The following is a 20,910-nucleotide window of genomic DNA, read 5'->3' as shown; positions in this document are numbered from 1 at the left end:
TTCTGCACGACGGCGGGCAACAAAAAACCCGCCTTGCGGCGGGTCGTGGATCAATTGGCGCGAACCGGGCAATCCGTCACCGGGCGCCCCGGCGCAAATCGCGCTGCGCCTCACTACTGCTCGGCGAACATCAGCCTGGTCTTGGCGCCATCCATGGTCGGCGACAGACTCCGCTGGATCAGCGCTTCGACATGGTCGTTGCGCTGGCGGGCGCTGTCGGCGCCCATCACCACGACGATCAGATTGCGGCCGTCGGCGTTGTAGGAGGTGACGATGTTGAAGCCTGAGGCCCTGATGTAGCCGGTCTTGATGCCGTCGACGCCGCGCACGCGGCCGAGCATGTCGTTGTGGCCGCGCACCAACCTGCCGCGGAACATGAAGTCGCTTTCGGAGAAATAGTGGAACTGCTGGGGGAAGCGCTGATGCAGCGCCATGCCGAGCACCGCCATGTCGCGCGCGGTCGTCATCTGGCCATCGTCGGGCAGGCCCGACGCATTGCGGAACGAGGTGCTGGCCATGCCGAGCTGGCGCGCCTTGGATGTCATCATGGCGGCGAACTGCTCCTCCGAGCCGCCGAGATATTCGCCGACCGCCACCGCCACGTCGTTGGCCGATTTGACGACGATGGCGCGGATCGCGGAATCGACGTCGATGCTCTCGCCGCGCCGGAAGCGCATCTTGGTCGGCGGCTGCGAGGCGGCATGGTCCGAAACCGGGATCTGCGTCTGCTTGGTGAGGCGGCCGGAGTCCAGCGCCTCGAACAGCAGATAGAGCGTCATCATCTTGGTCAGCGAGGCCGGATAGCGCTGCGCCGTCGAGCTGACTTCGAACAGCTGCTTGCCGGTCCGGGCATCGATAACGATCGCGGCATATTTCTGCGGCGGCGCCGGCACCGCCAATACGGCGTCCGGCGGCGTCACGGTCGTGCAGCCGGCAAACAGCAGCAACAGGCCAAGGACCGCAAAAACTCTCTGGATGAGCGGAAGGGAACGCGGTTGGGACAAGGGCAAGTCTGTTCGGTCAAGCTGTTGCTGAGATAAGGCGAAGCTAACGTAACGCGTCAGCTGCGTCCATTTGGTTAATAGCAGTAGCCCCAGGATTGTCACGGCCTTCGCAGGCTTGGGTTCCTCGCCCCCGCGGAGCGGGGGAGAGGTGGCCGCGAAGCGGTCGGAGAGGGGGCTTTCGTAGGGCGCCACCCGGCCAACGATATGTCTCTGGATCGTCTGCCCTAACTGCGGCCGGCGCAGCCCCCGCTCCGTCTCGGCTTCGCCGAGCCACCTCTCCCCCACTTTGTGGGGGCGAGGAAAGGCTCTCCATCCGCCCCGAAAACGCCCGTTTCCCGTGTCTTTCCTTGCCAAGGCCGCGTTTCCTGTGGGAAGGGTCGTGGTATCTGGCGGCTTGGGGGGCTTGCATGACTGACATCGGGGTTGGGGGCGCAGCGCCCTCGCTTATCAGGGCATCGCTCAGCCGCACCGGCAAATGGGCCGGCAGCGTCGCTTTCATCAGTGGCGCCGTTGGCGATGTGCTCAATCCGCTGGCGCCTTTCGCCGCCTACATCGCGCTGGTCGCCTCGATCGCGGCGGTGATCATCGCCATTGCCATCGTGCTCAGGCTGGTGCTGGCGGCCAAGGCGCTGCCGGCCTTGATCTTCGCCACCAGTGCTGCGGCCGTCGCCGGCGGCGTCTACGGCCTGCAACAGCAGACCAACGCACAGAACGGGGTGATCGCCAGCCTGGTGCCGGCCATCGCCGGACTGCAGCAGTCGATGGGCATCGTCTCGGCCAAGGTGGCCAAGATCGAGCAGACCGTTACCGAAACGCAGAAGACGGTCGAACAGGTCAAGCAGACGACTGATACGGTGGCGCAAAAGACCGATGAAATCGCTAACGCCCAGCAGCAGCAGACGCAGCAGACGGCGGAAGTGCAAAAGACCACCGAGGAGGTGAAGAAGCAGACCGAGACGCTGGCCGCCGGCCAGGCGCAGCAGCAGGGGCAGACCGAGAAGCTGCAGGCGACGACACAGCAGATCGCCGCCTCGATCGACACCATCGCCAAGGGGTTTGCCGCGCTTGCCGCGCAGGGCGGGGCGATTGCCGAGCCGAAGCGGCCCGACGAGTTCTACCACAATGCCCGCGTCTACGAGCTTTCCGGCGACATGCTGAACGCGCGGCACTCCTATCTTGCCTTTGCCGGTTTCGATGTCGACGCCATCGACCCCTATACGCGCTTTGCCACGCTGCTTCGAGTGCAGGACGGCAAGGCCGGCGCGCGCGAAGTGTTCGGCGTGCTTGCCGACAAGGGCAAGGCGCTGTCGATCAAGCTGGTGCATATCCAGCAGTTCGACGACGCCCAGCGGCTCGACAAGCTCAACGCCTTCCTCGCCGCCAATGCGGATTTCGCGCCGGCCTATTTCCTGTTGGCGCAGGAGTTTTCGGAAGACCGCCTCGGCGCCCAGACGCTGGCCGACAAGCGTAACGAGGCCAAGGCGCTGACCAAGTTCGTATCCTATGAAAAGGATGGCGGGCTGCTCAAATATTTCGTCGACCAGACGCAGTTGGCCGACTGGCTGGACCGCAGCCGCAGCCGGCTGGCCGCCCTTGGCGACGTGCTCGACCCCGCCCGCTTCGTGCCTTCGCTGACGCCGATACGCTCCAACCAGGGCTGGTCGATGACCATCTCGCTGCCGGAGCCGGCGACCGCCATCTCCTGGCGCATGGGCGACAGCGGTCCGTTCACCGACACCGGTTTCCTGGCGATGAACGACCAGACCACCGGCAAGCCGATGGCCAATCCGAGCTTCGAGATGCCCGACAGCACCGTGGCCGGGACCATCGCGATCAAATATCTCGACATCAGGGGCCGCGAAACCGGCCCGTTCGACATCCGTTTCGACCCGGACACAGCGCTGCAGCAAGGCGACAAGCAGATCCTCGACCAGTTCTGGACGTCGTGGATCGCCTTCGACTCCGGCGGCAACCACGGCCTGGTCTATTTCACCCAGATGCTGTCCTACCGCTGCGCCATCAAGGAGGTGCATTACAGCCTGAACGGTGCCGCGCTCGACAAGTCGCTCGAGATACCGCCTTGCGACAAGAAAGACCCTTACGCCATCCCTTACGACGCCAAGGGCTATTTCAAGGTCGCCGACAGCGTGAAATCGATGTCGGTGCAGGTCACCTACACCGACGACACCAAGTCGCCGGTGCGGGAGTACAAGCGGCAGTAGAGGCGGCGGCGCCATTCCCCTCTCCGTCTCGGCTTCGCCGAGCCACCTCTCCCCACTTTCGTGGGGCGAGGAACCGCCAACTTCGAAAGGCCAGTCTTGCAGAACTTGGGTTCCTCGCCCCCGCAAAGCGGGGGAGAGGTGCCTCGCGCAGCGAGGCGGAGCGGGGGCAGCGCCGACGTTCGGCGATCAGTCGCCACCCTCCTTTTGATACGAAATGCCCGACATCATCCTTGCGCTACCGGCGCCGAAGGGGTTCTGTTTGCGCCTTCAGAATCGGTGAGAGCGCAATGACTGTCAGCACCATCAAGGCCAGGGGTATTTCGGTTTCGCTCGACCTCACGGTCGGCCACATCGCCGACATGGTCGTCGAGGGCGGCGGGCGGCAGCTGAAGCCGTTGCACCGCGCACCCTGGGTCGACGCGAACGAGACGCTGCCGGACAATTTGCCGGAAGGCACGGTCCGGCTGTCAGGTGATTTTCTCTGCGCGCCGTTTTCGCGCAGCGATGTCGAGGCGGCGCCGCTGCATGGCTGGCCGGCCAACAGCGCCTGGGATGTCGTCGAGAGTGCCACGACGGATGATGGCTGGCGCGCGGTCTACCGCCTGCGGCACAAGGTGATGGGCGCAACGGTCGAAAAAATCCTGACGCTGCGCGACGGCCATCCCTTCCTCTACCAGGAGCATGTGTTTTCCGGCGGTCATGGCGCGATCTCGGTCGCGCATCACCCGATGACGGCGATGACGGGCGGCGGCAGGCTGGCCTTTTCGCCCAAGCGGCTCGCCGCGACGCTGGACGATCCGCTGGAGCCGGATCCCGCGCGCGGCCGCTTCATGCTGGCCTATCCGGCGCGCTCCACCGATCTCAGCCATTTCCCCGCCGCTGGCGGCGGCACGCTCGACCTCACGCAATACCGTATGGAAGACCAACGCGAGGATTTCATCACGCTGGTCGAGGCTGATCATGGCGGGCCGGGCTGGACCGCGCTTGCGCGACAGGCCGAAGAGGACCTGGTGCTGGTGCTGAAGAACCCGGCCGAGCTGCCGATCACTATGCTGTGGTTCAGCAATGGCGGCCGCGACTACGCGCCCTGGAGCGGCCGCCACCTCGGCGTGCTCGGCATAGAGGACGGGCGCGCCGCCGTCGGCCATGCCGCCTCGATCGGCGACAACTGGCTGAAGCGCGAAGGGGTAACGACGGCCTTTGCGCTGGGCGAAGGCCAAAGCATTTCCTTCCGCCATGTCATCGGCGCGATGCCCCTGTCCGGCGGCGAGCCACCGCAGGAGGTCACGACAGCGGATGGCCGAATGCGGCTGGCAGCGGGCGGTACGACGCGGGAGGTTCCCTTCGACAGCGATTTCCTGCGTATTGGACAGCCTCCGGCCGCCTGAGCCGGGATTGCGCGGCCGCTGGGTTTGAAATTTCCACGAACTGCCGCCACGATGTGGCCGAAATCATCATGCGGAACATGGTGGATTTGAAGCTCCTGCAAGAGAGGCTCCAATGTCCGAAATCGCCCATCTCGCCGCCACCATCTTCAAGCGTGCCGGCAAGGCAAACCGCTTCATCGTCGCCATTGCCGGTCCGCCGGGCGCCGGCAAGTCGACGCTGTCGGCGAGGCTGCATGATTTGCTGCCCGAAGGTGCGGCGGAAGTGGTGCCGATGGACGGCTTCCACTATGACGACGCCGTGCTCGAGCGGCGCGGCCTGCGCGCGCGCAAGGGCGCGCCGGAAACCTTTGACTTTGCCGGTTTTGAAAGCCTGCTGAAGCGTATCCGGGCCGGCGAGCCCGATATCGCCATCCCGGTCTTCGACCGCAGCATGGAACTGTCGCGCGCCGCTGCCTCGATCGTCGCCACCGAGACCAAATTCATCCTGGTCGAGGGCAATTACCTGCTGCTCGACGAGGAGCCCTGGTCGCGGCTGGCGCCGCTGTTCGATTTCACGATCTTCGTCGACGTGCCGCGCAATGAGCTCGAGCGCCGCTTGCTGGAGCGCTGGCACGAGCATGGCCGCTCCGACGAGGATGCTCGCGCCTGGATCGCTTCCAACGACATGCCCAATATCGACCGGGTTATTGCTCGCCGCCGGGCCGCAGATCTGGTGATCGGCGAACCCGCTTGATTCTACGGATTGAGCAAGGGGAACCTTAAGACTTTCAGGCCGTTATCGCCGATAAGGCAATTCTGCCAAAGAGGGAGTCCGTCCGATGGCACAGAAGGCAAGAAAGCCCGCGCCCTCCAAGGGCAAGGCAACCCAATCCAAGGCAGGCGCCGGCCCGGCGGTCGCGGCGCGGTCGAAGGACACCAAGCCGACCTTCGGCAAGGCGGCGCCGAAAAAAGTGGTGCCGGCCGCTGCGAAAGCCGCAAAGCCCCGAAAGCCGTCAAGAGCTGATGGATCTATTTCAGGCAGCGCAATGCGCACGGTCAAGGCTGCGGCCAATGTGGCTGCGGGCGCCGTCGTCATCGCCGCCAGGGGCACTGCATCGCTTGCAGCATCCATGGTGGGCAAGGGCGGCTCGAAAGCCAAGGCGAAGGCAAAGTAGCCTTCTCTAAGGTCCTGGTTTGCGTCAGGCTCTGGCCGGGATGGTCAGGCCCTTCTGCACTGCCGGTCGTGCAAGACCGCGTTCCAGCCATGCCGCCACATTGGCGAAATCGTCGAAGCCGACGAGGTCGCGCGCTTCGTAGAAGCCGATCAGGTTGCGCACCCAGCCGAGCAGCGAAATGTCGGCGATGGTGTAGTCATTGCTCATGATCCACTTGCGGCCCTTCAGCCTGCCGTCGAGCACGCCGAGCAACCGCCGCGATTCATCGCGATAGCGCTCCAGCGGACGCTTGTCCGCGATCTCGCGGCCGGCAAATTTGTGAAAAAAGCCGACCTGGCCGAACATCGGCCCGACCGAGGCCATCTGGAAGAACACCCACTGGATGGTCTCGTAGCGGCGCGCCGCGTCCACGGGCATGAGCAGGCCGGTCTTTTCGGCGAGGTAGAGCAGGATGGCGCCGGATTCGAACAGGCCTATCGGCTTGCCGTCCGGACCGTTCGGATCGATGATCGCCGGTATCTTGCCGTTGGGATTGAGCGACAGGAATTCCGGCGTCCAGCTTTCATTCTTACCTATGTTGACCAGATGCGGCTCGTAGGGCAGGCCGAGTTCTTCCAGGGCGATCGATATCTTCACGCCGTTCGGCGTTGTCGCCGAATAGAGCTGGATCTGGTCCGGATGTTTGGCCGGCCAGCGCGTTGCGATCGGAAAGGCGGACAGGTCGGCCATGGAAAACTCCTGATGGGGATTCGCGCCGAGCGGCGCGGTTTTGGCGGGGGCGGCCAAGAATTAGACGCGCGACACGGCACGATCAATATGGCGGTGAACGTTTCGCCGTGCACGAACAGTCAACGGAACCGACCGCCTGGCGCAAATCGCACCCTTGAATCAGACGGCCTTGAAAGCCAGCACCGCATTGGTGCCGCCGAACGCGAAGCCGTTGCTGATCGCGGCGCGCACCTTGCGCTCACGCGCCACATTCGGCGTGACGTCGAGGTCGCAATCGGGATCGACCTCGCGAAAATTGGCCGTCGGCGGCACGATGCCTTCGCGGATCGCCATCACGCAGGCGATCATCTCGAGCGCGCCCGATGCGCCGAGGCAATGGGCATGCATCGACTTGGTCGACGACATCGAAAGCTTGTAGGCATGGTCGCCGAAGACGCGCTTGATCGCCGCCGTCTCGATCTGGTCGTTGGCCTTGGTGCCGGTGCCGTGGGCATTGAGATAGTCGATATCCTCGGGATTGAACCCGGCGTCGGCCAGGCAGGCGCGCATGGCGGCCGTCGGCCCTTCGATGGTCGGTGCGACAATGTCGGACGCGTCGGCGGAAAGGCCGGCGCCGGCAATCTCGGCAAGGATGGTGGCGCCGCGCGCCATGGCGTGTTCGTAGCTTTCCAGCACCGCCATGCCGGCGCCTTCGCCAAGTGACAGGCCCTGGCGGTCGGCCGAGAATGGCCGGCAGGTGTCCGGTGCCAGCACCCGCAACGCTTCCCAGCCCTTCAGGATACCCCAGACCAGCGGCGCATCAGTGCCGCCGGCAACCATCACGTCGGCGCGGCCGAGCCTGATCTGGTCGACGGCCGAGGCGATGGCATGGTTGGACGATGAGCAGGCCGAGGTGACGCCGAAGACCGGCCCACGCAGGCCGAGATTCATGGAGACATGGCCGGATGCCGCACTGGGCATCACCTTTGGCACGGTGAAGATGCCGGCGCGGTTCTTGCCCTCGATCAGGATGGCGCGATAGTTCTCCTCGATAGCTTCCCAGCCGCAGACGCCGACACCGACGACGGTGCCCATCCGATAGGTGGTGGCCTCATTCGAAACCAGGCCGGACTGCTGCATGGCTTCCCGCGCCGCAATGGTTGCCAGCAGGCTGAAGCGGTCCATCGACACGGTCTGCTTGCGGTCGATGCCGTGATCGGGAAGCGTCTTGATTTCGCAACCGACCTTAACCTTCAAGTCGTGCAGCTGCGGACTTGTGATCTGGCCGATGGCCGAGCGGCCGGCGCGCATCTCGTTCCAGATCGCAGGTGCGCTGGTGCCGAGCCCGCAAATGCCGCCCATGCCGGTGATGACGACGCGCTGCCGCATTCAGGTCAGGCTTTTTTCGCGATCAGCGCGCGGACAGCTTCGACCATATCGCCGACATTCTTCAGATTGCTCCAGGCGTCGACCGTGTTCATCTCGATCTCGATGCCATACTCTTCCTCAAGATCGAAGATGATCTCCGTCAGCTCGAGCGAATGGATACCAAGCGAGGTCAATTCGGTGGTGGTGGTGATTTCCTCGCCGCCCGGCTCGGCATGAGCCTTGATCTTCGCGATGATATCCGTTGCCAGCTGGTCGGCCATTCGGTTTCTTCCCCACTGTGTCGCGTTTCCCGACGCCAACTGCGCAGCGTCCCTTCTTCTCCCGGTATCAAGCCGCCGTCGTCGTTTTATACCCCCGCCAAGCGCTGCGTGACCGTACCAAGGTGGTTCCCTCTATAGAAACCGAAACGTTGTCAAGCAACAAGCTATATCGAACTCCATATCGACAAAGCCGCCGGAGTGCTTAACGTGCTGGCATGGATACGGCTGAACATGGCGGGATTTCGACGCAGCGCGTTGCGGGCATGGCGCGGCTTTCCTGCGCTCTCGGTGACGGTCGCACGCGCCTGCGGCGCCTCTATCAGGACGGTGCCGCCAAGATAAGGATGCCGGCTGTCTCGGCCGATCCGCTCGAAGCGGTGCTGATCAACACCGCCGGCGGGATGACGGGCGGCGACCGTATCGCCTGGGACGTGGATGTCGGCGCGGCCGCCTCGGTGTCGATCACGACCCAGGCCTGCGAGAAGATCTACCGGGCGGCATCCGACCGTGCCGAAGTGCGGGTCAAATTGTCGGTTGGTGAAAACGGCCGCATCGCCTGGCTGCCGCAGGAAACCATCGTCTTCGACCGGGCGGCCTTTGCCCGCACGCTCGACGTCGAGCTTGCCGCCGGCGCCGAGGCGCTGGTGCTGGAAGCCGCCGTCTTCGGCCGCCTGGCGATGGGCGAACGCGCCGCGCAGGGCCATTTCCATGACCGTTGGCGCATCCGCCAGGATGGTTTCCTCATTCACGCGGAGGATTTCCGCATCGGACCCGATATCGCCGCTACGCTCGATCGGCCGGCGGTTGCCGGCGGCGCGATCGCGATGGCGACGCTGCTTTTGGTGTCGCTGCGGGCCGAGGCCTTGCTCGACCCGGTTCTGGGGATCGTCGGCGACCAGGGCAGCGCCAGCGCCTGGAGCGTCAAGAAATCTGGCAAGCTTCTTGCGAGGCTCTACGCCGGGGATGGCTACCAGCTGCGCCAGCGGCTGGTTCCACTCGTCGAATTGCTCAACGGAAGGGCGGGGTTGCCCAAATTATGGTCACTTTGAGTCTGTCTCTACCAGCCTGGAAAACCGCATGAACCTGACGCCGAGGGAAAAGGACAAGCTGCTGATCGCCATGGCGGCGATCGTGGCGCGCAAGCGGCTCGAACGCGGCGTCAAGCTCAACCATCCGGAAGCGATCGCGCTGATCACCGACTTTGTCGTCGAGGGCGCCCGTGACGGCCGCCCGGTCGCCGACCTGATGGAGGCCGGCGCCCATGTCGTCACCCGCGCGCAAGTCATGGAAGGCATCGCCGAGATGATCCACGACGTGCAGGTCGAGGCGACATTTCCCGACGGCACAAAGCTGGTGACCGTGCACGAACCGATACGGTGAGGAGGAGAAGATGCTCGAGCTGCGCCCCAACTGCGAATGCTGTGACAAGGACTTGCCGCCGGAGGCAACGGATGCGTTGATCTGTACCTTCGAGTGCACCTTTTGCGCCGACTGCGTGGAGCATGTGCTGGGCGGCATCTGCCCCAATTGCGGGGGTAATTTTTCGGCACGGCCGATCCGCCCGGTGGCGATGCTGAAGAAATACCCCGCCTCGATCAAACGCGTTCTCAAGGCCGAAGGCTGCGGCCCTCGCAAGGCTGCGTGAACACAGCGACCCCTAACCAGAAGGCATTTCGATGATCCCCGCTCCGATGAAACGCGCTTCGCTTTCCGCAATTCTGCTTCTGGCCGCTGCCATGCCGGCCTATGCCCATGTCGGCATCGGCACGACCTCCTCCTTCACGGCCGGCTTCATGCACCCGCTCTCCGGTCTTGATCACATGACCGTGATGATCGCGGTCGGACTGTGGGCAGCGCTCAAGGGCGGCAAGGCGGTTCTTGCCTGGCCGGCGGCCTTTGTCGGCGTGATGTTGGTCGGCAGCGCGCTCGGCATGCTGCACATGCCGCTGCCCTTCGTCGAACCGGGTATCCTGGCATCGGTCATGGTGCTCGGGCTGCTGGTGGCGCTGGCGGTCGATCTGCCGGTCTCGGCCGGCGTCGCGATCATCGGCCTGTTCGCGCTGTTCCACGGCCACGCCCATGGCACCGAGGTGCCGGAGAATGCCGAAGGGCTTGAATACATGGCCGGCTTTGCCGTCGCCACCGCGGCTCTCCATGCCACCGGCATCGCCGCCGGGCTCGGTCTCGGCACCCGGTTCCGTGGCTTGGCCCGCGCTGCCGGTGCCGCTTGCGCGGCGATCGGTGCCGGCCTCGTCTTCGGTGTGCTGTGAAGATGATCCCGGGCGAAATCATCACGGCGGGCGGTGACATAGACCTGAACAAGGGTCTGCCGACCGTCACCTTGAAAGTGGCCAACAGCGGCGACCGGCCGATCCAGGTCGGCAGCCACTATCACTTCTTCGAGACCAATGAGGGGCTGAAGTTCGACCGTGACCTTGCCAGAGGCATGCGCCTCGACATCGCCGCCGGCACGGCCATGCGCTTCGAGCCGGGACAGGAGCGCGACGTGACACTGGTGCCGCTCGGCGGCAAGCGCGAGGTCTATGGATTTCAGCAGAAGGTGATGGGCAAGCTGTGAGATCTCCCAGCGCGCTCGGCTCAGTTCGACGGCTTGGCCGCGGCGTAGATGACGACCTTTCCGGGATCGTCGAATTCGACGGCGAGGACATCCTGCACAAGCACGCGCCGCGACTCGATGGCGTTGAACAAGAGCGCGTTGGCCTCGATCTCCTTGCGCAATTCCGCAATATCGTCCTGATGCTGCTTGATCTTGCTTTCGATTACTGCCGGCGGGCCGCCTTCGGTGCGCGCGGCGTCGGTCAGGAATACGATATCGACCTTGTCGAGCTTGGATGTCTTGCGCACCATGCCGATGTTTTCACGCGTCCGGTCGATCGCCGTGTTGACGTTGCCGGCCTCAGTGGTGGCCTTGGCCTCTTCCTGCTTGACCTCCGAGCCGACAATGCGGTTGACGGTCTCTGTGCTTTCAAGACCTTGAGCCTTCAGTCCGGCAGCAGGACCGGCCGCTGCCAGGAACGCCATCGCGGCGACTGCCTGGAGCCGTCTTTTGGCAAAAAGGGGGGTGATCGCCATCGCTCGCTCCTGACGGAAATCGTTTCGGGACGCGGTTTAGCGCGAAAGAAACAAAACGATTCCCGCCCGGCGAAGGTTCCTTTCCCGATGCGGCCGGCGGGCCGGGTAGCGGCCCTCCGCGCCGCTTTGTCAACTCGCTTTTTTGGTGATCAGGGTCAGCGCGCCATTGGGTTCCATGCTGGCGGCGACGACCTGCGCCGAGCTGAGCCCTTTGGCCTCCAGCGCGGACTTCACCTTGGGCGTGGCGTCGATCGAGCTGCGCAGTTTCTTCAAGCCGTCGTCGCCACGCTGGGCGATCACCTGGTTGACCTGCGTCTGGGTGTCCTTTGGCAGCTCCGTGATGTCGACGATGTTGACGCTCTGGATCGTCGGTACGGCAGGCTGCGCCTGGGGGGTGGCCGGAGCGGGCGTGGTCGGCGCCGGAGCGGGCTGTTGCGCGGGCTGCTGCTGGGCACTGGCGGCGCCCGCCAGCATCAGGGTGGCGGCAGCGGCAAGAACTATCGTTTTGCGCATGGACTTTCCTTTCCATCGATTGGCAAACGGTCGTTTTGGGGTGACCCCCTAACCTCAAACGCCAAATGGGATCAGAAAGTGTCGCCGAGCGGGTCATTGCGTGACCATTGGATGGCGACAATGTGCAGCCGGACTTCACTCAAACCGCATTTCGCCAAACCGCACTTCGGGAGCAATCGCTGATGGCCAGAATTACCCGCGCCACCTATGCGCAAATGTACGGCCCGACGGTCGGCGACAAAGTGCGGCTTGCCGACACCGAACTGTTCATCGAGGTCGAGAAGGATCTCACCATCCACGGCGAAGAGGTAAAATTCGGCGGCGGCAAGGTGATCCGCGACGGCATGGGCCAGAGCCAGGTTTCCCGAGCCCAGGGCGCCGTCGACACCGTGATCACCAACGCGCTGGTGGTGGACGCCAGTGCCGGCATCTTCAAGGCCGATATCGGTCTGCGAGATGGGCGCATCGCTGCGATCGGCAAAGCCGGCAATCCCGATACTCAAGATGGCGTCACCATCATCATCGGTCCCGGCACCGAGATCATCGCCGGCGAAGGCAAGATCCTCACCGCCGGCGGCTTCGACGCGCATATCCACTTCATCTGCCCGCAGCAGATCGAGGAAGCGCTGATGAGCGGCATCACCACCATGCTCGGCGGCGGCACCGGCCCGGCGCATGGCACGCTGGCGACCACTTGCACGCCCGGGCCCTGGCACATGGCGCGCATGATCCAGTCCTTCGATGCCTTCCCGATGAACATCGGCCTGTCGGGCAAGGGCAATGCGTCCCTGCCTGCCGCGCTCGAGGAAATGGTGCTGGGCGGCGCCTGCTCGCTGAAGCTGCACGAGGACTGGGGCACGACGCCGGCGGCGATCGACTGCTGCCTCTCGGTCGCCGACGATTACGATGTGCAGGTGATGATCCACACCGACACACTGAACGAATCCGGCTTCGTCGAGAACACGGTTGCGGCGATCAAGGGCCGGACCATCCATGCCTTCCACACCGAGGGTGCCGGCGGCGGCCATGCACCCGACATCATCAAGGTCTGCGGCCTGCCCAATGTGATCCCGTCGTCGACCAATCCGACACGGCCCTACACGGTCAACACGCTGGCCGAGCATCTCGACATGCTGATGGTCTGCCACCATCTGTCGCCGTCGATCCCCGAAGACATCGCCTTTGCCGAAAGCCGCATCCGCAAGGAGACCATCGCGGCGGAAGACATTTTGCACGACATCGGCGCCTTCTCGATCATCTCGTCGGATTCGCAAGCCATGGGCCGCGTCGGCGAAGTGGCGATCCGCACCTGGCAGACCGCCGACAAGATGAAGCGCCAGCGCGGCTCGCTGCCGCAGGAAACCGGCAACAACGACAATTTCCGCGTCCGCCGCTATATCGCCAAATACACGATCAACCCGGCCATCGCGCATGGGCTGTCGAAGGATATCGGCTCGATCGCGGTGGGAAAGCGCGCCGACTTGGTGCTGTGGAACCCGGCCTTCTTCGGCGTCAAGCCGGACATGGTGCTGATCGGCGGCATGATCGCCGCCGCCCCGATGGGCGACCCCAACGCTTCAATCCCGACGCCGCAGCCGATGCACTACCGGCCGATGTTCGGCGCCTATGGCAAGGCGAGGACCAACTCGTCGGTGACCTTTGTTTCGAAGGCCGCGCTCGAATCCGGCCTGCACGGCAGGCTGGGTGTGGACAAGCAGTTCGTCGCCGTCGAGAACACCCGCGGCGGTATCGGCAAGCATTCGATGGTGCTCAACGACGCCACGCCGTATGTCGAGGTCGATCCCGAAACCTACGAAGTCCGCGCTGACGGCGAGCTGCTGACCTGCGAGCCGGCAACGGTGCTGCCGATGGCGCAGAGGTATTTTCTGTTTTGAGGCAGATTGGTGGCCATGAGTCATGCGTTCTGTCAGGCCACTCAAACCAAAAAGCGTACGCGCTTGGTCAACTGCTCACGACTGCACCGCCGCAAGCGAATTGCCTGAGCGGCCGTTTTCGTTGCTTCCAACTTGGAAATCCGGCGCCCTTGGAGCAATATAGGCCGTATGAACAAGATTTTTCGCAAACAGCAATTGACGCCCTATGAGGCCGACTATGCTCAATGGTGCGCCGAGCAAGGCGCGCTGTTGCGCGAAGGTCGTCTGTCCGACCTCGACCGCGAGAATCTTGCCGAGGAGATCGAGAGCTTGGGGCGGAGCGACAAGAGGGAAATTGCGAGCAGGCTTGGCACCTTGATCCTTCATTTGCTCAAATGGGGGTTTCAGCCTGAGCAGCGCAAAACTGGATGGCTGCTCACAATCCGTGAGCAGCGACATCGGATCGGGAAACTGATCGATGAAAGCCCAAGCCTGAAGGCCTGTCCGCGAAAGCAGCTTACTGGCGAATTCGAGTTTGCACGACTGAAAGCGATTGACGAAACGGGCTTGCCCGAAAAGCATTTTCCAGTCGATTGTCCCTATCAAATCGCCGACGTTCTCGATCAAGATTTTTTCCCCGGCGAACCATGGTTGCCGAACCAACTCATTCGCGATTAGAGGGGAGTGGACTTCCCGCCAGAGTACAGGACGCCGCAATATTCGGCTCAATGAAGCGTGTGACTAGCCATGGCCACCGAAATCGCGTCAGCCCACGACATCTTCCCGCACATCCGCATCGTCATGGGCATGGTGATCGGGCTTGGTGTCGCCCGCCTGCTGTCGGGGGTGGCGCGCATCGTCCAGCATCCAGGCCAGTACAGGCTCTATCCCGTGCATCTGGCCTGGGTCGCTTCGGTGCTTTTGATGCTGGTGCATTTTTGGTGGTGGGAGTTCGGTCTCTACGCCATCGAGAGCTGGACCTTCGGCAAGTACCTTTTCATCATCTTCTACGCGATCACGCTGTTCCTGCTGTGCGCGCTGCTGTTTCCGGATTCGATGCTGGACTACACCAGCTACGAGGATTTCTTCTATTCGCGCCGTGCCTGGTTCTTCGGCCTGCTGGCGGCGACCTATCTGCTCGACGTGGTCGACACGCTGCTGAAAGGGCCGGAGCATTTCGCCCGCTTCGGCAGCGAGTATCTGTTCCGAACGCCGGTCTTCGTCGCGTTTTGCATCGTTGCGATTCTGGTGCGCGACCGCCGCTTCCACATCGCCTTTGTCGCGGCGGCGCTCATCTATCAGATATCGTTCATCCTGCGGCTCTTCGACACCATCGTCTGAGCGAACGCGATGGTCTAGGTTGTTCGGGAAAGGCAGGTTTCACCCATGTACAAGGCCGTCGGATCGCGTGGATCCCGGGTCAGCCGCGTTCTCTGGATGCTCGAGGAACTCGGGCAGCCCTATGAATTCGTCGAGGTTCATCTGCGCTCGCCTGAAGCCTATGCGCTCAACCCGTCGGGCAAGGTGCCGATCCTGATCGATGGCGAGCTGACGGTGACGGATTCAGCGGCGATCTGCGTGTATCTCTCAGACAAACACGCGGACATGGGCATGGGGACCAACCCGGGCCTGGCCGGTCGCGCCGAGATGGATTCCTGGATGCATTTTGCGCAGAGCGAGTTGGAGGCGCCGTTGTGGAACAAGCTGCGCCATCGCTTCCTGCTGCCGAAGGACGTGCGGGTCGATGTCGGCCCTGCGGCGGCCTACGATTTTGCCTCGGAACTCAAGGCGCTGGACCGGCGGCTGGGCGACAGGCCCTTTGCGCTGGGTGACCGGTTCTCGGCAGTCGACGTCCTGCTCGGCGACATGGGCGGCTGGGCCCGCGCCGGTCGGTTCCCGATCGAATCCGAGCGCGTCAACGCCTATTTCGATCGCGTGTTGGCGCGGCCCGCGCGAGCAAGGGCGCAAGCAAATGGGGGATCCATGAAATGAAGCTCAACCTCAACACCGACTTCACCAAATTCCCGCGTGCCGTTTCGGTGCTGACCGCCGGCAATGCCGGAACCACAGCGCCATCCGGTCGCGCCGTTCTTGCCCATGACGAGCGCCATCTGCGCCGTCGGGCCATCAAGCTTGCCGACGGCAGCAAGGTGCTGGTCGACCTGGCCGAACCCGTCGCCCTGAACGATGGCGACCGGCTGGTGCTGGAGGATGGCCGCCATGTCGAGATCATCGCCGCGCCGGAAGAGGTCTATGACATCCGGGCTCGTGACACCGTGCATCTGGCCGAGCTCGCCTGGCATATCGGCAACCGTCATCTCGCGGCGAGCATCGAGGCCGGGCGCATCCTTATCCTGCGCGACCATGTCATCAAGGCGATGCTGGAGGGGCTCGGCGCCACGGTGACCGACGTTTCCGAGCCGTTCAAGCCGGTGCGCGGCGCCTATTCCGGCCATGGTGGGCAAAGCCACGATCACGGCCATGCGCATAGCGACGCTGAAGCGCATTCCCACTCACATGGCGAATCGCATTCCCATTCGCACAGCCACGCCGGCCACCACCACGACCATGACTGACCAGCCTTCGAACATCGCCCTGCTGCGGCTGATGGCGTGGTTGTCGCCGGCCTTTCCGGTCGGCGGCTTCTCCTACAGCCATGGCCTCGAGCGCGCGGTGCATGATGGACTGATCGTCGACGGCGAAAGCCTTGCCGGCTGGCTGAAAACGCTGGTCGAGATGGGCTCCGGCTGGAACGACGCCGTGCTTTTCGCCGAGAGTTGGCGCCGGGCACGCGGCACCGGTGATCTCGACGAGATTGCAGCCCTCGCCGAAGCGCTGGCCGGCTCGCGCGAACGCCACACCGAGACCATGTTGCAGGGTGCGGCCTTCCTCAAAGCGGCAGCAGCCTGGCCAAATCCCGTGCTGCAGCGCTTGCCGGCTGAGTGCGCCTATTGCGTCGCCGTCGGCGCCATTGCCGGCGGCAATTCAATTGCACTTCGGGATGCGCTATCCGCCTTCCTACAGACCTTCTTCTCCAACCTTGTCCAGGCCGCGATCCGGCTCGGCGTCGTTGGCCAAAACAGGGCAACCGTCCTGCTTGCCGGCTTCGAACCGCTGGCTGTTGCGACCGCAGCCCGCGCCGCGCGCTCGACGTTGGACGATCTTGGCGGCTGCGCCTTCGTCTCCGACGTCATGGCGATGAAGCACGAAGCCCAGTATTCGCGATTGTTCCGTTCATGATCCTTCTCGCCTTCGCGCTTTCGACCGTTCTGCTGCTGATTACCGCCCTGCATGTCTATTGGGGCATTGGCGGCATCTGGCCAGGCAAGGATGCGGCCTCCTGCGCCCACGCCGTGGTCGGCTTTCGCGGCGTCGACGAGATGCCGACGCCGTTCGCCAGTTTCGCCGTTGCCGCTTGCCTGTGCCTGGCGACGCTGTGGCCGCTGGCACTTGAAGGCGTCTTTGCCTCGCCTTTTCCCAGGGAAGGCCTCGCCGCCACGTCGCTGCTCATCGGGCTGGTCTTCCTTGGACGCGGCATTGCTGGCTTCACGCCGTGGTGGCGGCGCCTGACACCGGAACAGCCTTTCGCGCGGCTCGATGTCCGTTATTATTCGCCGTTGTGCCTGCTGATCGGGCTCGGCTTTGCCATCCTCGCCATCACGGAGTTTCCCGCATGACACAGACAAATGGCCCGCTGCGCGTCGGCATCGGCGGCCCGGTCGGTTCGGGCAAGACGACGCTGACCGAAAAGCTGTGCAAGGCGCTGCGCGACGAATTCTCGATCGCCGTCGTCACCAACGACATCTACACCAAGGAAGACGCCATGATGCTGGCAAGGCTCCAGGCGCTGCCCGAGGATCGCATCATGGGCGTCGAGACCGGCGGCTGCCCCCATACCGCGATCCGCGAGGATGCCTCGATCAATCTGCAGGCCATCGCCGAGATGAACCGGAAGTTTCCGGATCTCGATATCGTCTTCATCGAATCCGGCGGTGACAATCTCGCGGCTACCTTCTCGCCGGATCTCGCCGACCTGACGCTCTATGTCATCTCGGTCTGCCAGGGCGAAGAAATCCCGCGCAAGGGCGGACCGGCGATCACCCGCTCCGATTTCCTGGTGATCAACAAGAGCGATCTGGCGCCTTACGTGAACGTCAACCTCGATGTCATGGAGAGCGACGCCGGCCGCATGCGCGGCAAGCGGCCGTTCGGCTTCACCGACCTGTCGCGCGGCAAGGGGCTGCAGGCGGTCATCGATTTCATCGTCGAGCATGGCGGATTGCGGGCCGGCGCTGCTGCTGCCAGCACAGCAGCGTGAGATAGCCGTTCCTGCACCAACCAAAACCGGTTGCGGGCATGGGCTGGTCGCGGCATTCTTGGCAAAACCGGAGGATTTTCGATGAGCATCGCCCGCCTGCAGAAGGAACCGCTGACCAACCTGCCCTTCTATGAGGAACGTGTCGATCTCGCCTGTGCCTTTCGCTGGACGGCCCGGCTCAACATGCACGAGGCGGTGGCCAATCATTTCTCGCTGGCTGTCAACGACGACGGCACGCAGTTCCTGATGAACCCCAACCAGGTGCATTTCTCGCGCATCAAGGCGAGCGACCTTTTGATGATCGATGCCAACGACCCGGATACGCTCTCCGGCCCCAACGCGCCCGACCCGACGGCATGGGGGCTGCACGGCGCCATCCATCGCAATGTGCGCCATGCGCGCTGCGTCATGCATGTGCACTCGATCCACGCCACGGTGCTGGCCTCGCTCGCCGACTCCCGCCTGCCGCCGATCGACCAGAATTCGGCGATGTTCTTCAATCGTCATGTCGTCGACGCGCATTATGGCGGACTGGCCTTCGAGGAAGAGGGCGAGCGCTGCTCGCAGCTTCTCGTCGATCCCAAGGTCAAAGTGATGGTGATGGGCAACCACGGCGTGCTCGTCATCGGCGATACCGTCGCCGATGCGTTCAACCGCATGTTCTATTTCGAGCGCGCCGCCGAGACCTACATCAAGGCGCTGTGGACCGGCCGGCCGCTGCGCACGCTCTCCGACGCGATCGCCGAGAAGGCGGCAAGCGAGATGGACGACTATCCCGGCCAGGCCGAACGCCATCTCAGCGAGCTGAAGGCGATCCTCGACGAGCAGGAACCGGTCTACCGGAACTGAAGGCTAAAGCCCGAGTTCTCTCCGCAATTCCTCGGCGCTGTTGATGACGGCAGCGCCGGGCGGTCCGCCCATCGGCTTCTCCGGCCAGAAGATCGTCTTCATGCCCGCCGCGAGCCCTGCCATGGCGCCCGGCCAGCTGTCGTCGATCGCCACTGCATGCGCTGGGTCAACGTCGGCCAGATACGCGGCGCGCAGGAAAGGCTCGGCATGCGGCTTGCCTTCACGCACGTCGTTGCGGCTGATCGTCTTCATGCCGGGATAAATGAGGCCGACCATGCTCAGATTGGCGTCGACGATCATCCGGTCCGAATTCGAGACGACGGCTTGCGCCACTCCCATTGCCCGCAGCTCGTTGAAGATCTCGATCGCGCCGGGGCGCGGCTTCAAGGTCTCGACCAGCGGCAGATAGTGCTCGTATTTGCGCACGATCCAGTCGTCGAAAGGCAGATCCAGGCCGAACTCGTCGCGCATCATCTGGTAGACCGGCCAGGCGGCGACGCCGAGAACCCGCTCATGCAGATCATCAGGCGGCACGAGGCCGACATTGCGCATCGCGGCCATCAGGGCGGCCTCGTGCAACGGTTCGCTGTCGACCAGCGTGCCGTCCATATCCCAGAAAACCGCTTTCGGTGTCATGCAGCGCTCCTTTTTGCGATCCATTAAAGCGTTTGCGCCGGGAGATAAACCTTCGGGGCCGAAGAACATGCCGCCGGTCGGCAGGGCAACCGCGCTTCTTTCCCGACGCAGATATAGTGGAAGAAGGAAATTTGGCCCCGCCTGCGCCGGTGGGCGGCAAGCAATTGCCCTGGAGATTGACAATTGCGCAGCAAGCCGTTCCCTGCAAGAGTAGGAACGAACCGCTCTTATGACCAGCGGTTTCGGGAGGCAGGACTTTGAATACCCGGCAGGATGGCAGCAACAATAGGCTGGACGACGCGGCGCGTGCCGGCTGGCTTTATTATGTTGCCGGCAACACGCAGGACCAGATCGCCGCCACGCTCGGCATCTCGCGGCAGACGGCGCAGCGGCTGGTGTCGCTGGCGGTGTCGGAGGGCTTGATCAAGGTTCGCGTCGACCATCCGATCGCCAATTGCCTCGATCTGGCGGCACGGCTGAGATCGCGCTTCGCGCTGGATCTGGTCGAGGTGGTGCCAAGCGATCCCAATTCGTCCTCCACCACGATCGGCATCGCCGAGGCGGCTGCCGCCGAGATCGAGCGGCGGCTGCGCTCGCCGACCCCGATCGTCATGGCGATCGGCACAGGGCGCACGTTGAAAGCGGCGATCGAGCAGCTGCCGCCGATGGAATGCCCACAGCACAAGGTGGTGTCGTTGACGGGTAACATCTCGCCGGACGGCTCGGCCGCCTTCTACAACGTCATCTTCACCATGGCCGACAGGGTCAAGGCGCGCTCCTTCCCGATGCCACTGCCGGTCATCGCCTCTTCGCCGGAGGAACGCGAGATGCTGCTCAAGCAGCCGATGATCCAGCCGACGCTGGCGCTGGCGGCGGAAGCCGACGTCACCTTCATCGGCATTGGTGACCTCGGCCCGAAGGCGCCGCTCTACGAGGACGGCTTCATCTCGGAAAGCGAGTTGAAAGCCCTGCAGAAGGCCGGCGGAATTGCCGAAATCGTCGGCTGGGTGTTCGATCGCGAAGGCCGCATGATCGAGGGTATCACCAACGACCGGGTGTCGTCGGCTTCGCTGCCGTCGCGCGAAAAATCGCTGGTCATCGCATTGGCCATGGGCGAACGAAAGCTGCCGGGCATCCTGGCGGCGGTCAACCGGCGGCTGATCAACGGCCTCATCACCGATGAACGGACCGCCGCCGCGCTGCTGGCCAGCATCTGATCCCGCTTGCGGGTCATAGCGGCGTCACTGCCTATTTGGATAAAAAGTCAGCCGGCTATTTGCCTCGCCCGAAAGGATCATTGCCATCAAGGAAACCGAGGTCGCGCAGCAGATGCGGCGACAGGTCCCTGATGTCGAGATGTGTCTTCTTTTTTATCGCGAACCAGCCAAATCCGTCCGCAAGCCACGAAATCCAGCGGTGATCCGGAGCGGGAGTGCATTTTTGCTGCGCCATGGTCATGATCGTCAACCTTCGCTATCCTGAACCCGAATGACGGGTTGATC

The 20,910-nt window shown here is 63.6% G+C and carries 27 protein-coding genes; 19 read left to right on the top strand and 8 right to left on the bottom strand.

All coding sequences use genetic code 11. The annotated features are described in order from the left end of the window. Positions 1-113: 113 nt before the first annotated feature. On the bottom strand, positions 114-1,004 hold the full coding sequence (locus NKI38_RS15155; RefSeq protein WP_352658836.1) for a D-alanyl-D-alanine carboxypeptidase family protein: 891 nt from the start codon (positions 1,002-1,004) through the stop codon (positions 114-116). 407 nt (positions 1,005-1,411) lie between these two features. Between NKI38_RS15155 and NKI38_RS15150 the strand changes: the two genes are divergently transcribed. The 4 genes from NKI38_RS15150 (at position 1,412) to NKI38_RS15135 (ending at position 5,768) form a co-directional block, all read left to right on the top strand. After that, complete coding sequence (locus NKI38_RS15150) at positions 1,412-3,226, top strand: methyl-accepting chemotaxis protein (RefSeq protein WP_352658834.1); 1,815 nt, start codon at positions 1,412-1,414, stop codon at positions 3,224-3,226. 287 nt (positions 3,227-3,513) lie between these two features. Further along, positions 3,514-4,614, top strand: coding sequence for a hypothetical protein (locus NKI38_RS15145; RefSeq protein WP_352658832.1), 1,101 nt, complete (start codon positions 3,514-3,516; stop codon positions 4,612-4,614). Between the two features lie 112 nt (positions 4,615-4,726). After that, positions 4,727-5,347 (top strand): nucleoside/nucleotide kinase family protein, encoded by a 621-nt coding sequence (locus NKI38_RS15140; protein ID WP_352658830.1) that lies wholly within the window; start codon positions 4,727-4,729, stop codon positions 5,345-5,347. An 85-nt stretch (positions 5,348-5,432) separates the two neighbouring features. Then, positions 5,433-5,768: a hypothetical protein gene (locus NKI38_RS15135; RefSeq protein WP_352658829.1), complete on the top strand. Its 336-nt coding sequence runs from the start codon at positions 5,433-5,435 to the stop codon at positions 5,766-5,768. A gap of 24 nt (positions 5,769-5,792) precedes the next feature. Here NKI38_RS15135 and NKI38_RS15130 read toward each other — a convergent pair whose 3' ends face one another. The 3 genes from NKI38_RS15130 to NKI38_RS15120 all read right to left on the bottom strand — a co-directional run bounded on the left by NKI38_RS15130 (position 5,793) and on the right by NKI38_RS15120 (position 8,125). Then, on the bottom strand, positions 5,793-6,497 hold the full coding sequence (locus tag NKI38_RS15130; RefSeq protein WP_352634647.1) for a glutathione S-transferase family protein: 705 nt from the start codon (positions 6,495-6,497) through the stop codon (positions 5,793-5,795). Positions 6,498-6,656: 159 nt separating this feature from the next. Beyond that, positions 6,657-7,865: a beta-ketoacyl-[acyl-carrier-protein] synthase family protein gene (locus tag NKI38_RS15125; protein WP_352658827.1), complete on the bottom strand. Its 1,209-nt coding sequence runs from the start codon at positions 7,863-7,865 to the stop codon at positions 6,657-6,659. Between the two features lie 5 nt (positions 7,866-7,870). Next, the gene (locus tag NKI38_RS15120) at positions 7,871-8,125 is read right to left on the bottom strand and encodes an acyl carrier protein (RefSeq protein ID WP_013528393.1); all 255 of its coding nucleotides are present in this window, start codon (positions 8,123-8,125) and stop codon (positions 7,871-7,873) included. A 215-nt stretch (positions 8,126-8,340) separates the two neighbouring features. Between NKI38_RS15120 and NKI38_RS15115 the strand changes: the two genes are divergently transcribed. Genes NKI38_RS15115 through NKI38_RS15095 form a run of 5 tightly spaced genes read left to right on the top strand, consistent with a single transcriptional unit; the run spans position 8,341 to position 10,703 of the window. After that, positions 8,341-9,174, top strand: a complete 834-nt coding sequence (locus NKI38_RS15115) for an urease accessory protein UreD (RefSeq protein ID WP_352658825.1) — start codon at positions 8,341-8,343, stop codon at positions 9,172-9,174. A 28-nt stretch (positions 9,175-9,202) separates the two neighbouring features. Continuing rightward, complete coding sequence (locus tag NKI38_RS15110) at positions 9,203-9,505, top strand: urease subunit gamma (protein WP_023760238.1); 303 nt, start codon at positions 9,203-9,205, stop codon at positions 9,503-9,505. A gap of 10 nt (positions 9,506-9,515) precedes the next feature. After that, positions 9,516-9,770: a DUF1272 domain-containing protein gene (locus NKI38_RS15105; protein ID WP_352658824.1), complete on the top strand. Its 255-nt coding sequence runs from the start codon at positions 9,516-9,518 to the stop codon at positions 9,768-9,770. Positions 9,771-9,801: 31 nt separating this feature from the next. Next, positions 9,802-10,395 carry a HupE/UreJ family protein gene (locus NKI38_RS15100; protein ID WP_352658822.1) on the top strand — a complete coding sequence of 198 codons (594 nt, stop codon included), beginning with the start codon at positions 9,802-9,804 and terminating at the stop codon, positions 10,393-10,395. 2 nt (positions 10,396-10,397) lie between these two features. After that, positions 10,398-10,703, top strand: coding sequence for an urease subunit beta (locus NKI38_RS15095; protein ID WP_352658820.1), 306 nt, complete (start codon positions 10,398-10,400; stop codon positions 10,701-10,703). 20 nt (positions 10,704-10,723) lie between these two features. On the opposite strand, the gene NKI38_RS15090 is transcribed toward NKI38_RS15095, so the two are convergent. Both NKI38_RS15090 and NKI38_RS15085 read right to left on the bottom strand, forming a co-directional pair. Further along, a complete protein-coding gene (locus tag NKI38_RS15090; RefSeq protein WP_352658818.1) occupies positions 10,724-11,218 on the bottom strand; it encodes a hypothetical protein in 495 nt (164 codons plus the stop codon). 129 nt (positions 11,219-11,347) lie between these two features. Next, entirely contained in the window at positions 11,348-11,731 is a 384-nt protein-coding gene (locus NKI38_RS15085) for a hypothetical protein (protein ID WP_352658816.1), read from the bottom strand. A 182-nt stretch (positions 11,732-11,913) separates the two neighbouring features. Between NKI38_RS15085 and ureC the strand changes: the two genes are divergently transcribed. From ureC to NKI38_RS15040, 9 genes are all read left to right on the top strand, one after another. Then, a complete protein-coding gene (gene ureC, locus NKI38_RS15080; RefSeq protein WP_502899316.1) occupies positions 11,914-13,626 on the top strand; it encodes an urease subunit alpha in 1,713 nt (570 codons plus the stop codon). Positions 13,627-13,794: 168 nt separating this feature from the next. Continuing rightward, positions 13,795-14,283 (top strand): DUF29 domain-containing protein, encoded by a 489-nt coding sequence (locus tag NKI38_RS15075; RefSeq protein WP_352658814.1) that lies wholly within the window; start codon positions 13,795-13,797, stop codon positions 14,281-14,283. Between the two features lie 69 nt (positions 14,284-14,352). Continuing rightward, positions 14,353-14,946 carry a hypothetical protein gene (locus tag NKI38_RS15070; RefSeq protein WP_352658812.1) on the top strand — a complete coding sequence of 198 codons (594 nt, stop codon included), beginning with the start codon at positions 14,353-14,355 and terminating at the stop codon, positions 14,944-14,946. Between the two features lie 45 nt (positions 14,947-14,991). Then, positions 14,992-15,597: a glutathione S-transferase family protein gene (locus NKI38_RS15065; protein WP_352658810.1), complete on the top strand. Its 606-nt coding sequence runs from the start codon at positions 14,992-14,994 to the stop codon at positions 15,595-15,597. Then, positions 15,594-16,181: an urease accessory protein UreE gene (ureE, locus tag NKI38_RS15060; RefSeq protein WP_352658808.1), complete on the top strand. Its 588-nt coding sequence runs from the start codon at positions 15,594-15,596 to the stop codon at positions 16,179-16,181. The genes NKI38_RS15065 and ureE overlap by 4 nt, the downstream gene beginning before the upstream one ends. Beyond that, positions 16,174-16,845 (top strand): urease accessory protein UreF, encoded by a 672-nt coding sequence (locus NKI38_RS15055; protein WP_352658806.1) that lies wholly within the window; start codon positions 16,174-16,176, stop codon positions 16,843-16,845. The genes ureE and NKI38_RS15055 overlap by 8 nt, the downstream gene beginning before the upstream one ends. Continuing rightward, positions 16,842-17,282, top strand: coding sequence for a DUF3995 domain-containing protein (locus NKI38_RS15050; protein WP_352658805.1), 441 nt, complete (start codon positions 16,842-16,844; stop codon positions 17,280-17,282). Before NKI38_RS15055 ends, NKI38_RS15050 begins: the two co-directional genes overlap by 4 nt. Continuing rightward, positions 17,279-17,923: an urease accessory protein UreG gene (gene ureG, locus NKI38_RS15045; protein WP_352658803.1), complete on the top strand. Its 645-nt coding sequence runs from the start codon at positions 17,279-17,281 to the stop codon at positions 17,921-17,923. Before NKI38_RS15050 ends, ureG begins: the two co-directional genes overlap by 4 nt. An 81-nt stretch (positions 17,924-18,004) precedes the next feature. Continuing rightward, entirely contained in the window at positions 18,005-18,772 is a 768-nt protein-coding gene (locus tag NKI38_RS15040; protein WP_352658801.1) for a class II aldolase and adducin N-terminal domain-containing protein, read from the top strand. Positions 18,773-18,775: 3 nt separating this feature from the next. On the opposite strand, the gene NKI38_RS15035 is transcribed toward NKI38_RS15040, so the two are convergent. After that, positions 18,776-19,408: an HAD family hydrolase gene (locus tag NKI38_RS15035; protein WP_352658799.1), complete on the bottom strand. Its 633-nt coding sequence runs from the start codon at positions 19,406-19,408 to the stop codon at positions 18,776-18,778. Between the two features lie 257 nt (positions 19,409-19,665). Between NKI38_RS15035 and NKI38_RS15030 the strand changes: the two genes are divergently transcribed. After that, positions 19,666-20,625, top strand: a complete 960-nt coding sequence (locus tag NKI38_RS15030) for a sugar-binding transcriptional regulator (RefSeq protein WP_352658797.1) — start codon at positions 19,666-19,668, stop codon at positions 20,623-20,625. A 55-nt stretch (positions 20,626-20,680) separates the two neighbouring features. Here the strand turns inward: NKI38_RS15030 and NKI38_RS15025 are convergent, their stop codons facing one another. Next, a complete protein-coding gene (locus tag NKI38_RS15025; RefSeq protein ID WP_352658875.1) occupies positions 20,681-20,866 on the bottom strand; it encodes a hypothetical protein in 186 nt (61 codons plus the stop codon). Between the last annotated feature and the right edge of the window lie 44 nt (positions 20,867-20,910).

The organism is Mesorhizobium sp. M0621, assembly GCF_040320745.1.
In the GTDB taxonomy this organism is placed as follows: Bacteria; Pseudomonadota; Alphaproteobacteria; order Rhizobiales; family Rhizobiaceae; genus Mesorhizobium.
Note: the sequence above shows the minus strand (reverse complement) of the source record. Positions and strands in the feature narration are given on the sequence as shown.